The sequence below is a fragment of the Phycicoccus sp. CSK15P-2 genome (assembly GCF_016888005.1).
GTDB lineage: Bacteria > Actinomycetota > Actinomycetes > Actinomycetales > Dermatophilaceae > Phycicoccus.
The window spans coordinates 19282-34339 of record NZ_JAFDVE010000021.1; the positions used below are offsets into that span (position 1 = coordinate 19282).

Annotated in this window: 13 protein-coding genes; 5 read left to right on the forward strand and 8 right to left on the reverse strand. The window is 73.5% G+C overall.

Going from position 1 to position 15058, the window contains the following annotated elements; all coding sequences use genetic code 11:
• Positions 1-40: 40 nt before the first annotated feature.
• The 3 genes from recO to JQN72_RS12485 are packed head-to-tail and all read left to right on the forward strand — an operon-like array spanning position 41 to position 2228.
• Positions 41-766, forward strand: a complete 726-nt coding sequence (gene recO, locus JQN72_RS12475) for a DNA repair protein RecO (protein WP_204134067.1) — start codon at positions 41-43, stop codon at positions 764-766.
• On the forward strand, positions 763-1560 hold the full coding sequence (locus JQN72_RS12480; RefSeq protein ID WP_204134068.1) for an isoprenyl transferase: 798 nt from the start codon (positions 763-765) through the stop codon (positions 1558-1560). The genes recO and JQN72_RS12480 overlap by 4 nt, the downstream gene beginning before the upstream one ends.
• Positions 1561-1571: 11 nt before the next feature.
• Positions 1572-2228: a maleylpyruvate isomerase N-terminal domain-containing protein gene (locus tag JQN72_RS12485; protein ID WP_204134069.1), complete on the forward strand. Its 657-nt coding sequence runs from the start codon at positions 1572-1574 to the stop codon at positions 2226-2228.
• 27 nt (positions 2229-2255) lie between these two features.
• Here JQN72_RS12485 and JQN72_RS12490 read toward each other — a convergent pair whose 3' ends face one another.
• From JQN72_RS12490 to JQN72_RS12515, 6 genes are all read right to left on the reverse strand, one after another.
• Entirely contained in the window at positions 2256-3479 is a 1224-nt protein-coding gene (locus JQN72_RS12490; protein ID WP_204134070.1) for an endonuclease/exonuclease/phosphatase family protein, read from the reverse strand.
• A 106-nt stretch (positions 3480-3585) separates the two neighbouring features.
• Entirely contained in the window at positions 3586-3999 is a 414-nt protein-coding gene (locus JQN72_RS12495) for a Fur family transcriptional regulator (RefSeq protein ID WP_204134071.1), read from the reverse strand.
• Positions 3996-4982 carry a metal ABC transporter permease gene (locus JQN72_RS12500; RefSeq protein WP_204134072.1) on the reverse strand — a complete coding sequence of 329 codons (987 nt, stop codon included), beginning with the start codon at positions 4980-4982 and terminating at the stop codon, positions 3996-3998. The genes JQN72_RS12495 and JQN72_RS12500 overlap by 4 nt, the downstream gene beginning before the upstream one ends.
• Positions 4975-5796, reverse strand: coding sequence for a metal ABC transporter ATP-binding protein (locus JQN72_RS12505; protein ID WP_307812425.1), 822 nt, complete (start codon positions 5794-5796; stop codon positions 4975-4977). The genes JQN72_RS12500 and JQN72_RS12505 overlap by 8 nt, the downstream gene beginning before the upstream one ends.
• Entirely contained in the window at positions 5793-6746 is a 954-nt protein-coding gene (locus JQN72_RS12510) for a metal ABC transporter substrate-binding protein (protein ID WP_204134073.1), read from the reverse strand. The genes JQN72_RS12505 and JQN72_RS12510 overlap by 4 nt, the downstream gene beginning before the upstream one ends.
• 51 nt (positions 6747-6797) lie before the next feature.
• Positions 6798-7088: a DUF6703 family protein gene (locus JQN72_RS12515; protein ID WP_307812426.1), complete on the reverse strand. Its 291-nt coding sequence runs from the start codon at positions 7086-7088 to the stop codon at positions 6798-6800.
• Positions 7089-7154: 66 nt separating this feature from the next.
• Here JQN72_RS12515 and JQN72_RS12520 point away from each other — a divergent pair, with 66 nt between their 5' ends.
• Positions 7155-8561 (forward strand): glycine--tRNA ligase, encoded by a 1407-nt coding sequence (locus JQN72_RS12520; protein WP_204134074.1) that lies wholly within the window; start codon positions 7155-7157, stop codon positions 8559-8561.
• A gap of 14 nt (positions 8562-8575) precedes the next feature.
• Here JQN72_RS12520 and JQN72_RS12525 read toward each other — a convergent pair whose 3' ends face one another.
• The gene (locus tag JQN72_RS12525) at positions 8576-11410 is read right to left on the reverse strand and encodes a hypothetical protein (protein ID WP_204134075.1); all 2835 of its coding nucleotides are present in this window, start codon (positions 11408-11410) and stop codon (positions 8576-8578) included.
• Entirely contained in the window at positions 11410-13197 is a 1788-nt protein-coding gene (locus JQN72_RS12530) for an HSP90 family protein (protein WP_204134076.1), read from the reverse strand. Before JQN72_RS12530 ends, JQN72_RS12525 begins: the two co-directional genes overlap by 1 nt.
• Positions 13198-13278: 81 nt before the next feature.
• On the opposite strand from JQN72_RS12530, the gene JQN72_RS12535 reads away from it, so the two are divergent.
• Positions 13279-15051, forward strand: a complete 1773-nt coding sequence (locus tag JQN72_RS12535) for a hypothetical protein (RefSeq protein ID WP_204134077.1) — start codon at positions 13279-13281, stop codon at positions 15049-15051.
• Positions 15052-15058: the final 7 nt, after the last annotated feature.

A 15058-nucleotide genomic window follows, 5' to 3' on the forward strand; every position in this document is an offset into this window, starting at 1 on the left:
GCAGCGCGGGGATGTCGGTCCCAGCCCCGACAATGGCCGGGTGCCCCTCTACCGCGACGAGGCGATCGTCCTGCGCACCCACAAGCTGGGTGAGGCCGACCGCATCGTCACCGTGCTCTCGCGGCGTCTCGGCAAGCTCCGCGTGGTCGGCAAGGGGGTGCGCCGGACGAAGTCGCGGTTCGGGGCCAGGCTCGAGCCGGCCATGCACATCGACGTCCAGTGCTACGAGGGCCGCACCCTCGACACCGTGACGCAGGTCGAGACCCTCGACCCGTGGGGCGACCTCATCGCCCGCGAGTACCACGCCTGGACGGCGGCCACAGCCGTCCTCGAGACCTGTGAGCGACTCACCGAGGAGCGCGAGCCGGCCCTGCAGCAGTACCTCCTGCTCGCCGGGGCGCTGCGCAGCCTCGCCCACCGCGAGCACGACCCCGGTCTGGTCCTCGACGCCTACCTCGTGCGCGCGATGGCCGTCGGGGGTTACGCGCCGAGCTTCCACGACTGCGCCAAGTGCGGCGCCCCCGGACCACACCGAGCCTTCCACGTCGCCGCCGGGGGTGTCGTCTGCCCGGTCTGCCGCCCCCCGGGCTCCACGGCACCCCACCCGGACACGCTGCGCCTCCTCGCCGCCCTGCTGGCCGGTGACTGGGCGCTCGCCGACATCTCCGACCCCCGGCACCGTCGTGAGGGCAGCGGGCTCACCGCGGCGTTCCTCCAGTGGCACCTCGAACGCGGCATCCGCAGCCTCCGTATGGTGGAGCGGTGAGCGCGCCGACCCGGTACGAGCAGCCCTTCCGGCACCCGAGCGGCACCCTTCCGCCGCCGGTGCCCGCCGAGCGGATGCCGGGCCACGTCGCCATCGTCATGGACGGCAACGGACGGTGGGCGAACCAGCGCGGGCTGCCCCGCACCAAGGGACACGAGGCGGGGGAGGCGGCCCTGCTCGACGTCGTGGCCGGCGCCATCGAGGTCGGGGTCACCCACCTGTCGGCGTACGCGTTCAGCACCGAGAACTGGAAGCGAAGCCCGGACGAGGTCCGCTTCCTCATGGGCTTCAACCGTCAGGTGATCCGCCGCCGCCGCGACCAGCTGCACTCGTGGGGGGTCCGGATGCGCTGGGTCGGTCGCCGGCCGCGACTGTGGGGCTCGGTCATCAAGGAGCTCGAGACCGCGCAGGAGCTGACGCGGCACAACACCGGCCTCACCCTCTACTTCTGTGTCAACTACGGCGGCCGGGCCGAGGTCGGGGACGCCACCCGGCGCATCGCCGAGGACGTCGCGCGCGGCCGGCTCAAGGCGTCCGCCGTCGACGAGCGCACGGTCGCGCGGTACCTGCCCGAGCCCGACATGCCGGACGTCGACCTCTTCGTCCGCTCCTCGGGGGAGCAGCGGACGAGCAACTTCCTGCTCTGGCAGAGCGCCTACGCCGAGATGGTGTTCCAGGACCGTCTCTGGCCCGACTACGACCGCCGGGACCTGTGGTCGGCGATCGAGACGTACGTGGCCCGTGACCGCCGCTACGGCGGTGCGGTGGACGCCCCACGAGCGGACTCCCGGTAGCCTCACCCGGCATGGCTCTCTCGAGTGTCGTCACCCAGTACCCGGAGGTCGCGGCCGTCGTCGCCCGGCTGGTCCGCAGCCCCGAGGTCGCCCGGCACTGGCACGCGGAGAGCGCGTGCGCGGGGATGACGGTCGGTGGTCTCGCCCACCACGTGGCGCGTCAGACCTCGCACGTCGTCACCCTGCTCTCTGCGGCGCCCGGTGCCGACGAGGTCATCTCGGTGCTCGACCACTACCGCAGGGCGGCGTGGGTGCACACGAGCCTCGACGACGACCAGAACGTCGAGATCCGGAGCTCTGCCGACGCCTCGGCAGCGAGCGGCCCTGACGCACTGCTGGCTCGGATGGACGCCGACCTCGAGGCCCTTCCTGACGCCCTCGACCCCGTGATCCGGGGCGCGCGGGTCCCTGACGCGGTCCATCTGCCGTGGCAGGGATGGTCGCTCTCGACGGCGGACTTCCTCCTCACGCGGACGATGGAGTGCGTCGTGCACACCGACGACCTCGCCGCGAGCGTCGGGCTGCCGACGCCGGAGCTCCCCGCCGAGCCGGTGCGCGAGGTCCTCGCGCTGCTCGCGGCCGTGGCCGCGGAGCGACACGGCCAGGTCGCGCTCGTCCGGGCTCTGAGCCGGCCACAGCGAGCAGTGGGGCCGGTCAGCGCGTTCTGAGCGGGACCGGACATCGCCAAGACCGGCTCAGACGTACGCCCAGGTCATGATCATGTTGTGGTCGGATGGCGGGTTCTTGGCCTTGCCGTAGGCGCTGCCCGCCGGGACGACCGTCTCCCAGGTCCGGGCCCGGACGCCCCACGAGACGAAGATGTAGTCGATGGCGCTGCCGTTGTACTTCCACCACTGGGAGCGGTCCAGGCGCGGCCGCGAGGTGTTGCCCTCCGGGAAGGTGCAGGAGTAGGTGCTCTTGTTCGTCGTGTTGTAGACGACGTTGACGAACCGGGGGGCCGCCATCGGCACGCTCGGGGCCCGCGGCGTGAGGCGTCGGCACCAGCCCAGGCCGCTCCCGCTGGCTTTCATCCGCCGGTCGTTGCCGACGATGTCGACCCACTTCGCGGACGTGAGCACGTCGGCTGCGGTCCTCGCCTCGGTGTAGCGCGAGGAGTTGAGGTCGCCGACGACGAAGGTCGGGAGAGACGCCCCCTGGTACGTCCGGTGCTTGGCGACGACCCCGAGCGCCTGCTTCATCTGGGCGACTCGGAACGCGTCGGTTGCTTTGGCGTCGAGGTGGGTGTTGACCGCGAGGAAGCGTCGCTTGGTCGCACGCTGCTCGAGGACGGCCCACTCCACGGTGCGACGCGTCGTCGTCGAGCTCCGGAGGTTCGCCGACCCGTGGGTGAGCAACCGGGTGGTCCGGGAGTTGTACAGGAGGCGGTTGTCGTTCGGACCCTTGGTCGGGCTCGTGTAGCACGTGCGCCACGGAGCCGCCTGTCCTTTCCACCGGCCGTTCCACTCGGGGGTGGACGAGCAGGACGGGCGGAAGCGGTTGACGGGGATGTAGAGGTTTCCGGCCGACAGGGTGCGGGCGTTGACCAGGTCCGTGAGGTCTTCGTACTGCGAGATGTGGCGAGGGGTGGCCGTCCGGGTCTCGCGGACCCAGCCCTGCGACGCCTCCTGGAGCCCGACGACGTCCGGGAGGCACTTCGCGATCTGGTCGGCGATGGCAGTGCGGCGGGCCGGCCAGTTCGTCCACGTCCCGCCGGCGCTCTGCCCGAGGATGTTGTAGCTCGCGACACCGACGAGCGCCTTGCGCGCGAGGGCCGGGTCCTTGCGGTCGGCGACGGCAACGGCCTTCGCCGCGCACGACGTGGTGGCGGCGTGTGCTGTGGCGGCCGGTGTGGCCACCGAGAGGGTCGCGCACAGGGCGGTCGCGGTGAGGGCGGCGAACGCCCGTCGTGAGCGGGTCATGGCGTGGTCCGTTCCCCGTGCATGGAGGTGGGTCAGTACGGCCGGAACGGTAGCTCCTCGGACGGCCGGCTCGCCGGTGAAACGGAGATGTACGAGCCGGTCGGACTCAGGAGGAGCCGGACGAGCACCGACGACACAGGCCGTCGACCTCCACCGTGTGCCGCACCTGGGTGAAGCCGTGCGACGCGGCGACGGTCTCCGCCCACCGCTCGACGGCGTCGGCCGTGACCTCGACGGCGAGACCGCAGCCGCGGCACACCACGTGGTGGTGGTGGTCCTCGGTGGCGCACGCCCGGTAGACGCTCTCCCCGTCGGCGGTGCGGATGACGTCGACCTCGCCGTCGGTGGCCATGGCCTGGAGGTTGCGGTACACGGTGGCGAGCCCGACCCGATCCCCGGCGGATGCGAGGTCGGCGTGGATCTCCTGGGCGGACCGGAACTCCGTGGCATCGGCCAGCGCCTCGGCGATGGCCGCGCGCTGGCGGGTGGGGCGTCGTTCGGTGCGGGCCTGTCCGCTCATCGTGCCGTGACCTCCTCGTGCTCGCCGTGCTCGTCGTAGTGGCCCTGGTGCGCCGCGTGCCGGTGCCCGTCGTGCAGGTAGTCGACGTGGTCTCCGTGGGGCACCGCCGGGTGGCCGCACCGTGGACCGTGCTCGTGGTCGTGCCGCTCGGCGCGGGCGTGCGCGGCGCGGCGGAGCCGTCCGTGCACGGCGGAGACCGCGGTGACGACGAGGAAGGTGGCGATCGCGACGAGGACGATCGTGCCGCCGGAGGGTGTCTCGGCCTCGTAGGACACGACCACGCCACCGACGCTGCTCAGGACCCCGATCACGACGGCCCACCTCACGCTGGCGGCGAAGCTGCGCGAGAGCAGCTGGGCCGTGGCGTTGGGGATGATCATCAGTGCGCTGATGAGCAGCAGGCCCACGACGCGCATCGACACGACGACCGTGACGGCGGTGAGCACCGCGAGGACGAGGTTGTACGCCATGACCGGCATCCCCGCCGAACGGGCGTACTCCTCGTCGTTCGCGACCGCGAAGAAGCGCGGTCGGAGGAGCAGGGTCGCCCCGAGCACGGTCGCGGCGAGGGCTGCCAGGACGACGAGGTCGCCGCGGCTGGTCGTGAGGATGGCGCCGAAGAGGTAGGCGGTGAGGTTCGACGGGCTTCCGGCGCTCGAGCGGGAGATGAGGACCACGCCGAGGGCGATGCCGCCGTAGAACATCACCGCCAGGGCGACATCGCCACTGGTGCGTCCGGAGGCCCGGATGAGCTCGATCGCGACCCCGGCGGCCACCGCCGCGACGAGCGCGGTGAGGACCGGCTGCTGGCCGGTCAGGACACCGACCGCGACACCGGCGAGCGCCACGTGCCCCATGCCGTCCCCGATGAGCGACATCCGACGCTGGACGAGGAAGGTGCCGACGAGGGGGGCGGCGATCCCGGCGAGGAGCGCGGCGAGGAGCGCCTGGCGCATGAAGTCGAGCGCGAGCATGTCACTCACCGGCCACCGCCTGTGCGGTGGGGTCGAGCGGTCCGCCTCCGAGGACGCGGCGGACCCCGGGTCGTCCGGGGTCGTCGTGGTGGTGCCCGGAGCCGTGGTGGTGCGCGCGCAGGGCCAGGTGCGCCTCGTACTCGGGGGGCGTGCCGTCGAAGTCGAGGTGCCCGGCGTCCATGCAGACGATGCGCGTCACGACGTCGTGCAGGGCGTCGAGCTCGTGCGTGACGACGAGCATGGAGGTGCCGCCCGCGACGAGACGGGCGAGGACGTCCGTCAGCGCGTGCTGGCTGGCGGTGTCGACGCCGGCCGTCGGCTCGTCCATGACCAGCAGATCCGGCCGGCCGGCCAGCGCCCGGGCGATGAGCACCCGGCGCTGCTGCCCGCCGGAGAGCGAGGCGACCTCCTCGTCGGCCCGGTCGGACAGGCCGACGGCGTCGATCGACTCGGCGACGACGGCGCGGTCCTCGGCGCTCGCGGGCTTCCACCAGGGGCGATGCGGCAGCCGCCCCACGGCGACGATCTCGGCGACGGTCGCGCGCACCGACGCGGAGAGCGAGTGCCGTTGCGGGACGTACCCGATGCGGGTGTGCTCACGGAACCGGTCGCGCGGGACGCCGAGCAGGAGGACCTCGCCGCCCTGGTGGTCGGCGAGACCGAGCAGTCCCTTGACGAGGGTCGACTTGCCGGAGCCGTTCGGCCCGAGCAGGGCGACGACCTCTCCCGGCTCGACGGTGACGTGGACGCCGGACACGATGCTGCGGTCGCCGTACCCGAAGGACGCCGACCGCAGCTCGATGAGGGACGGAGCGGGCGTCACGAACAGCCCTGTCCCTTCTCGAGCGTCGCGAGGTTGCTGCGCATCACCTCAAGGTAGTCGCTGCCGGCGGAGGTGTCCGTGATCCCCTCGACGGGGTCGAGCACCTCGACCCGTGCGCCGGTCTCACGGGCCAGGGTCTCGGCGAGGTCGGGGGAGACCAGGGTCTCGCTGTAGATGGTGGTGACGTCGTGCTCCTGCACGTACGCCGCGAGGTCCCTGAGGGTCGCGGCGTCCGGCTCGATGTCCGGAGAGATCCCCGCGATGCCCTGCTGGTGCAGGCCGTAGCGCTCGGCCAGGTAGCCGAAGGCCACGTGGCTCGTGACGAGGTCGGTGCTCGAGCAGCCCGCGAGCCCCGACTCGATGTCGCGGTCGAGCGACCGGAGGTCCGCGACGAGAGCGGCCGCGTTGGCGCGGTAGTCCTCGGCGTGACCGGCGTCCGCCTCCGCGAACCGCTCGCCGATGGCCGTCACGACGGCTTCGTAGCGGACGGGGTCGAGCCAGAAGTGCGGGTCCTGGCCCTCGTGCTCGGCGTGGTCCCCGTCCTCCTCGGCGTGCTCGCCCTCCTCGTCGGAGTGCTCGCCCCCCTCGGGTGCGGCGAGCGACAGGTCGGCGTCGGGGGAGACGTCGAAGCTCGCGTCGGAGGCCTCGTTCGCGACCGCCTCGTCGACGGCGGGCTGGAAGTCGGCGAGGTAGACGACGAGGTCGGCACTCGTCATTCCGGCGACGTCCTTGGGGGTGAGCTCGAGGTCGTGCGGCTCGGCACCGGGCTTCGTGAGAGCGGTGACGGACACGTGGTCACCCCCGACCCGCTGGGAGGCCCACTCCAGCGGGTAGAACGCGGCGACGACGTCGAGCGACGTGCCGGAGCCGTCGGACCCGGGGTCGGCCGAGCCGCATCCCGTGAGGGCGAGGGCCGAGGTCGTGGCGAGGGCGGTGAGAGCACGCTTCATGACAATCATTCTCAAATGAAATGAGAACCGTTGTCAAGTGGGTCGAGCCGGTCAGGTGCGCGGAAAGACCTGCGTGACGAGCACGGCGACCATGAGCGCGACGACGGCCACCCGCATGAGCCGCTCGGCGGGCCCGAGCCGGGGCCAGGCGAGCGCCAGGATCCAGGTCAGGGCGAGGACGACGAGCAGGATGAGGACCCATCCGATGCCCGGCAGGAACAGGCCGGCGACGACGAGACCGAGGACGAGGAGGAACGGGACGACGCGCGGCAGGCCACTGAGCCACGTCACGGCGGGCAGGCTGGCACGTTCGAATGACTGGCGCAGGCTCGACACGGTCACCCAGCGTACGGTTGCCGCCGGAAACCGGTGCGAGAGGCGCACCGCCCGGCGGATAGCCTTTCCGACATGGCATCCTCCACCTCCGTCGTCGACACCGTCGTCTCCCTGTGCAAGCGCCGGGGCTTCGTCTTCCCGTGCGGCGAGATCTACGGAGGCACCCGCTCGGCCTGGGACTACGGCCCGCTCGGCGTCGAGCTCAAGGAGAACATCAAGCGGCAGTGGTGGAAGGCGATGGTCACCGCGCGCGAGGACGTCGTCGGGCTCGACTCCTCGATCATCCTCCCGCGCCAGACGTGGGTCGCCTCCGGCCACGTCGGGGAGTTCTCCGACCCGCTCACCGAGTGCCAGTCCTGCCACAAGCGCTTCCGGGTCGACCACATGCAGGAGGCCGTCGCCGACAAGGCGGCGAAGAAGGGCAAGGAGGTCGACCCCGACTCCGTCCCGCTCTCGGAGATCGCCTGCCCGAGCTGCGGCACGCGGGGGGAGTGGACCGAGCCGCGCGAGTTCAACATGATGCTCAAGACCTACCTCGGCGTGATCGAGGACGAGTCCGGCCTGCACTACCTGCGGCCCGAGACCGCGCAGGGCATCTTCGTCAACTTCCTCAACGTCATGCAGGCCTCGCGCCGCAAGCCGCCCTTCGGCATCGCCCAGACCGGGAAGAGCTTCCGCAACGAGATCACCCCCGGCAACTTCATCTTCCGGACCCGCGAGTTCGAGCAGATGGAGATGGAGTTCTTCGTCGCCCCCGGGGAGGACGAGGAGTGGCACCAGTACTGGATCGACGAGCGGACCCGCTGGTACACCGACCTCGGCATCCGCTCCGAGAACCTCCGGCACTTCGAGCACCCGCAGGACAAGCTCTCGCACTACTCCAAGCGCACCGTCGACATCGAGTACCGCTTCGGGTTCTCCGGCAGCGAGTGGGGTGAGCTCGAGGGCATCGCCAACCGCACCGACTTCGACCTCTCGACCCACACGAAGCACTCCGGCACCGACCTCGTGTACTTCGACCAGGCGACCGGCTCCACATACACCCCGTACGTCATCGAGCCGGCGGCCGGCCTGTCCCGCAGCCTGATGACCTTCCTCGTCGACGCCTACACCGAGGACGAGGCCCCCAACACCAAGGGTGGCGTCGACACCCGGACGGTGCTGCGGCTCGACCCGCGGCTCGCTCCGGTGAAGGCGGCCGTGCTCCCGCTCTCGCGCAACGCCGACCTCTCGCCCAAGGCCAAGGACCTCGCCGCCACGCTCCGACGGCACTGGAACGTCGACTTCGACGACGCCGGCGCCATCGGCCGCCGTTACCGCCGCCAGGACGAGATCGGCACCCCGTTCTGCATCACCGTCGACTTCGACACCCTCGAGGACCACGCGGTGACCGTCCGCGAGCGGGACGCGATGACCCAGGAGCGGGTCGCCCTCGACCAGGTGGAGGGGTACCTGGCCCAGCGCCTCGTCGGCTGCTGAGCCTCGAGCGCACGTCAGGCCTCCGGGCCGAACTCCTCCCACACCGCCTGGGCGTCGTCCGGGCGCCCGGCGCGGTCGAGTGCGCGGGCCAGGGCTCCCGCGGCCTCGACCCGCTCGGCGTGCAGGCCGGCCGACCGCAGGTCGGTCAACGCCGTGCGCAGCAGGGGCTCGGCCTCCGCGATCCGGTCGGCCTCCGCGAGCATGGCGGCCTCCTCGGCGCCGAGCACGGTCTCGTAGTGCCCACCGACGAGGGCTCGCGCGGCACGCATCCGGGCGACGGCGTCGTCGGTGCGGCCGGCACGGGCCAGCAGGTGACCGCCCTGCCGGAGCAGGTCCGGCTCGAGCTCTTCGGCGTCGAACGCGTCACCGCGCCCGTCCGGGAGGGCGTCGGCGACGAGCTGGACCTCCTCGAGGACGGCGTCGAGCTCGACGAGACCGGCGTCGACGTCGTCCTGGCCGGCGACGAGCCCGGCGCGGTAGCGGAGCGCCGCCAGCAGGGCGTCGAGCGTGCCGCTGGAGCGGGTCTTGTCGATGGCGTCGTCGAAGTGCGCGCGCGCGGCCTCGGGGTCGTCGGCGTCCCAAGCGCTGGTGCCGGCCCGGACCTGGCTGTGGCCGGCCTCCTCGAGCCTCCCGGCCGCCTCGAAGGCGGCGGACGCGGTGGCGTACGCGGTGCGGGCCTGTGCCGGCGAGCCCACGGCCGAGAGGGCGTTGCCGAGCGCCCAGCCGGTGGGACCGACGAGGTCCGGCACGTTCTGCCGGATGACCGGGAACGCGGCCTCGAGCAGCTCGGCGGCCTCGACCGGACGGCCGGTCTCGAGCCAGGAGAGCCCGAGCAGGCGCTGCCCCACGGCGAGGGCGACCGGCTCGCGCATCGCGGTCGCGACGGCGACCGCGTCGGCCGCGCGGGGCTCGAGCCGGGGGTAGTCGCCCTGCTGGACGAGGAGGTCGCAGTAGGCGAAGAGGAGGGTCATCCGGGCGCCCTCGACGGCACCGGGTGACGCGAGGGCCTCCAGGTAGAGCGCATCGGCCTGCTCGTCGTCGCCCTCGATGCGGGCGAGCCGCGCACGCAGGTCGAGGATCCGGACCTGCAGTGCGGGCCGCTCCCCGGCCAGCGCAGCGGCCTCCTCGATCATGGCCGCGGCGCGGGCGGGGTCGGCCGCGAAGGCGACCGGGGAGGCGTCGAGCAGGCAGAGCGCCTGACGGGCGACCCCACCGGAGCGGCCGTACAGCGACGCGGCGTGGAGCAGCAGCTCGACCGCGTCGTCCGGCCCGGTGGTCAGGGCGTACCAGCGCAGGGCTGAGGCGGCTTCCGCGGTGTGGCCGTCCTCCTCGATGACGGTGTGCAGCGCGCGAGCGGCCGTCCGGGCGTGCGCGACCTCGGGGGACGACGGGCCGTGCGCGGCGAGTGCCTCGGTGACCTCGAGCGCGGCGAGGTCGGCCCTGGCCATCGTGGCCTCGAGGCCGTCGCCGCCACGGATGGCCTCGGACGCCGCGGCGTCCAGCCGTGCGCGGACCGCCTCGGGGTCACGCAGCAGGGGGCACGACGAGCGGTCGAGCACCGCCGCAGCGGCCCACTCCGCGGGGGTGCTGAGCATGCCGAGCACCTCCTCGCGCGAGCGGAGCCAGCCGCGCAGGGCCTTCTCGAGCGTGGGGTCGAGCTCGTGGCGCGCCTGCTGGACCCGGGCCGCGAGGTGGACGACCTCGTCGCCGCTGGTCGGCTGGGGCGCTCCGCGCTCCGGCCGAGGTTCGGTGCTCGGCAGGTGCGTCGGCGGCAGGGTCGGCTCCTCGGCGACGACGCCGTCGTCGAGCGCAGCCCCGACCGCGTCCCCGACCACGGACGTCCCGTTGCGGTCGTCGAAGCGTGCGGCGAGCTCCGCGCCCAGCGCCCGCAGCTCGTCCTCGACCTGCGCGGTGGGCCGGCCGTCGACCGTGTCAGGGGCCAGCCCCACCCGGCGTGCGTGTCCGAGCACCCACGCCGCGGTGGCCGCGAACCACATACGGTCGAACGCCGTGTGGAGCTCGTCGAGCCAGCCGAGGCGGGGGAGGAGGAGGTCGAGCGCACGGTCGGTGTTGCCGAGACGGACGAGGACCCGCAGGCATCGGGCCGCGGTCGTCGCCTCCGCGGCGTCGTCCGCCACGAGCTGCCAGGACCGGCGGAAGGAGCCCGCGGCGCCGTCGAGGTCACCCTGTCCGGCGCGGATCTCGGCATCGTGGGACAGGCAGGTCTGCGGCTCCTCGCCGCACGAGAGCCGGCCGGCCACGACGGGCGCGAGCAGGTCGAGGGCCCGCTGCGGGTCGGACCGGTGGGCGAGCAGCGCCTGCTCCCGGGCCTCACAGGCGAAGCAGTCGCTCTGCTCGTCGCGCGGCTCCTCGAGCCAGCGGGCCAGGGCCTCGTCCCGCCCGTCGTCGTCGCCGCGCGCGACCGCCAGCCAGGCCCTGGCGGCGTACGCCGGACGCAGGTGGAACCCGTCCTCGCCCAGCGCCGCGGCGAGGTCGTCGACGGTGGCCGCCCAGGCGTCGAGCGGGACCTCGGGCATCTTCTCGATCTTGTCCACGGCCCACTTGAGCTTCCACAGCACCTCGTTGCGCTCGACCTGCTCCAGGCCCTTCCCCGGGGCCAGGGCGGCGCGCAGCCACGCGATGTGCGTGAGCATCACCGGGTCGTCGGGAACGTAGTACAGGGCGGTGACGATGTCCTGACGGGCCACGAACTCCTCGGCGAACGACCCGTGCTGCCGGGCGAGCCGCAGCGCCTCCTCGTGCGCCCGCACCTGCGCGGGGCCGTGCGGCAGCCGGTCGGCGGCGAGCGAGAGGTCCGCGAACTCGGGTGAGACCTGCTCCCACTGCATCACAGGTCCCTCCCCGCGATGACGCGGTCGATGAGGGCGGGCAGCGCTCGGGCGACGAGAGCGCTGTCGAACGGCGTCTGCGGGTGTCGGCCGGCGAGCAGGGCCTGGGCGTACAGCGCCTCGACCGCCAGCCGCTGCAGCTCCGCGTCGCGGCTCTCGGCCAGCCGGCGGACCGAGTCGTTCCCGGCGTTGAGGACGAAGGACGGCCCGCTCGGGTGCGGTGAGGTCAGCGCCTCGAGGGCGACGGCCCAGGGGCCGTCGGCCGCATCGGCCACGGTGTGGCGGTCCCGTTCCCGGGTCGCGCTGTCGCCGACGAGGAGAACCGACTGCATCGACTCGGGTCGGAACCGTCGCACGACGGGCTCGGCGTCGGAGCGGGCGAGGACGCTGCGGGCGATGTCCAGCAGTGCCGCGAAGGCCGACTCGTCGTCGGCGTCGAGCCGCTCGACGTGGGCCGTCAGCTCCTCGGGTGGCATCCGCCGGGACTCGGCACCCGGGGTGACGGCGACGTAGCGCTCGACGATGGCGCTGTCGTAGGCGTACCCGGCGTTGAGCACGGGGACTCCCTGCGCGGTCGCCACCGTGGACACCTGCCGGTAGTGCTCGACACTGTCGACATAGGGGATGACCCGGTGCTGCGCCGCGAACTCGGCGAGGGTCATCGTCCCGAGCGTCGTCTCCCACGGCAGGACCGACGCCACGACGTCGAGCATCGCGTCGTCGGTCGCGGCCATGGCCTTCGCCCCCAGGTGGTGCACCGCGAAGAAGCGGTCGGCGCGCTGGCGGTCAGTGGCGGCGATCCGGACCAGCCAGGTGCGCAGCTGCTCGCCGAGGTGGTCCCGGGTCGCCGCCAGGGAGTCGTCGTCGCGCAGCGACTCGCGGGACGCCGTGAGGTCGAGCCCGTCGACATCGACGACAGCCCGGACGAACGTGGCCCACGGTGGCAGGAGGTCGGGCTCCGCCTCGGAGACGAGCATCCGGCGCGCGTGGACCCGCGCCGTCGGACGGCCCGCGGACGCGCTGGGCAGGACGAAGGCGAGCCCCCGCAGACCGCTGGCGGGGTCGGCGAGCGCGACGACGTCGAGCGGGGTGAAGCCGAGCACCTGCTCGCACCAGGCGGGCGTGCCGCGGAGGGCCGTGGGCCCTTCGCCCTCCCAGGGGAAGCGCTCACCCGCGACCGGGACCGGCCCGTCGGCGGTCTCCACGACGAGGTCGACCTCGAGGTGACGGGCGTAGGTGCGGGCCAGCCGCAGGACCGAGGCGGTGCGGAGCAGCTCGGCGGCACTGCCGCGCGGGGCGAGAGCGACGTCGGTGCCCCGCTCGTCCCGGCCGTGGGCCTCGAGGGTGTAGGCGCCGTCGTCCCGGCCCCGCCAGCGCAGGCCCTCACCGCTCCCGGCCGCGCGGGTCACCACCTCGATCTCGTCGGTGACGAGGAAGCACGACAGCAGCCCGATGCCGAAGCGGCCGAGGAAGGACTCCCGAGCCATGCCCAGGGCGTCGCGCTTGGTGGACGCGCCGATCGTCGCGAGCGCCGTGCGTACCCCGTGCTCGTCGAGCCCGACCCCGGTGTCGACGACGTGGAGACGGCCGTCCGGGGACACGTCGGCGGGCACGATGCGGACCGCCCCGGGTGCCGTGGGGTCCTCCTCCCGGCGTGCAGCGATGGCGTCGACGGCGTTCTGGACGAGCTCTCTCAGGTACACCCGGGGGCTGGAGTACAGGTGATGGGACAGGAGGTCCACCACGCCCCTGAGGTCGACGTGGAAGCTCTGGTTCGCCCCGGTCATGCACCGATCGAACCAGACGGGCGGACTCCGCCGTGGCCCAGGCTCGCCGGGTGGCACGATGACGCCACGGAGGAGGTGCCCATGGCGCGGCGGGATGCCGAGGCGGCCGACGAGGCGGAGGAGTTCGCCGAGCTGGCCGCCGCCCACGGAGGGCCGGCGCTGCGGCTCGCCCTCCTCGTGACCCGCTCGCCGGCCGTGGCGGAGGGCGTCGTGCGTCACGCGCTGGTCGGGCTCGCAGGGCACTGGGGCGAGGCGCGGGAGAGCGGGCCGGCCCACTGGTTGCGGAGCGAGGTCGTGCGGCGAGCCGTCGCCGAGGCGCTGTCGGTACCCCCCGCGGACGGCGCGGAGGCCGGGGCGGCAGCCCCGGACCCGGACGACCCCGACGTCGCTGTCCGGATGACTCTCGACCGCCTCCCGCCCGAGCAGCGCGTGGTGCTCGGGCTGTCTCTGCTCGAGGACCGGACCGACCACGAGGTGGCAGCCGTGGTGGGTCGTCCGCTCGAGACCGTGCGCGCCGACCGGGTCACCGCGGCGGCGGCGATGACCGCGGCGCTGACGGCCGCGCTCGCCGCGGGACCCGAGGACCTCTCGGAGGCGGAGCTCCGCGACCGGCTGGAGAGCGCCGTGCCCGAGCCCGTCGCTCCGGGGCTCGTCCAGGAGGCGTGGGAGAGCGCGGTGACACGCCGCCGCACAGCCCGCAGACGGGTGGTCGTCGCGGGAGGGGCAGCGCTGGCCTGGGGAGCACTGACCTGGGTCCTGGCACGTGAGAGGCCGGGCGGCCCCCGTCCGGAGCCGAGCCACCGCCCATCCGACGGCCGGCTGTCCTCGGTGGCGCTGGCCGGCGCGACGGTGCATCTCGCGCCCGCACCGGAGGACGAGGTGGACCTCCCCGCCTACCCGGACGCCGCCTCCCTCGCGCTGCCCGCCCGGCTCGGACCCGGTACCGCACGGCCGCTGCCGATCCTGTCCCCGGCCGGCTCGCAGGCGTCGGTGCGGGCGGTCTACCTCGTCCGGGTGGGGGAGGACCGCTACCAGCCGGCGCTCCTGCTCCCGCGGCAGTCGCCGCAGCCGCAGGTGGTCGCGATGGCTCCGCTCCGGCCCACCGAGGACCCGGCGGGGAACGTGTCGGTGGCGCTCGGGCCCCGGACCGTCGACGCCGACCGGCACCGTCTCGTCTTCGCGCAGCCCGGAGCCGTCGTGGTGCTCGAGGTGCGCTCGGCCCGTGCGCGACGCATCGCGGTGCCGGACGACGCGCTCTCCGAGGCCGGCTGGGCCACGGACGGACGCACCGTCATCGCCCGTAGCGCCCGGTCGGGCTGGCTCGTGGACAGCCGGACCGAGGACGTCCGGCGCGCCGGCAACCCGGTGAACCCGGGCTGGGCGGACATCCGGGTCACGTCCGGTGCCGCCTTCGTCCAGCGGTTCTCGGGCAGCGGCCGCCTCGTGGAGGTGCGCAGGATGGAAGGGCCGGCGTTCGACGCGTACGGGCCGTCGGTGTCGAACACCGAGGGCTGGGCCTGCTGCGCGGGGTTCTTCGCGTCCGCACCGGAGGTCCAGGGTCGCGGTCAGGGTCTGGTCGCGGTGCAGGGCGACCTGCGTCCGCTCCCGCGCATCCTCGCGGCCCCCGCGGCGGACGCGGTGCCGCCGGCGGCGTACCGCCCGCTGGCGTGGGGACCCCGGGACACCGTGCTGCTCGAGTCCCGGTCCACGGACCCGGCCGGCGGGGGGCCGGTGGTGCGGGTGCTCGCCTGGGACGTCATCGGCGGACGGATGGCGTTCGTGGCCGATGTCGACCCGCCGGCACCCGAGGGTGCCGCCTTCGAGCAGGGGTTCAGCGGAGCCTGGTCGCTCTGAGACGCCC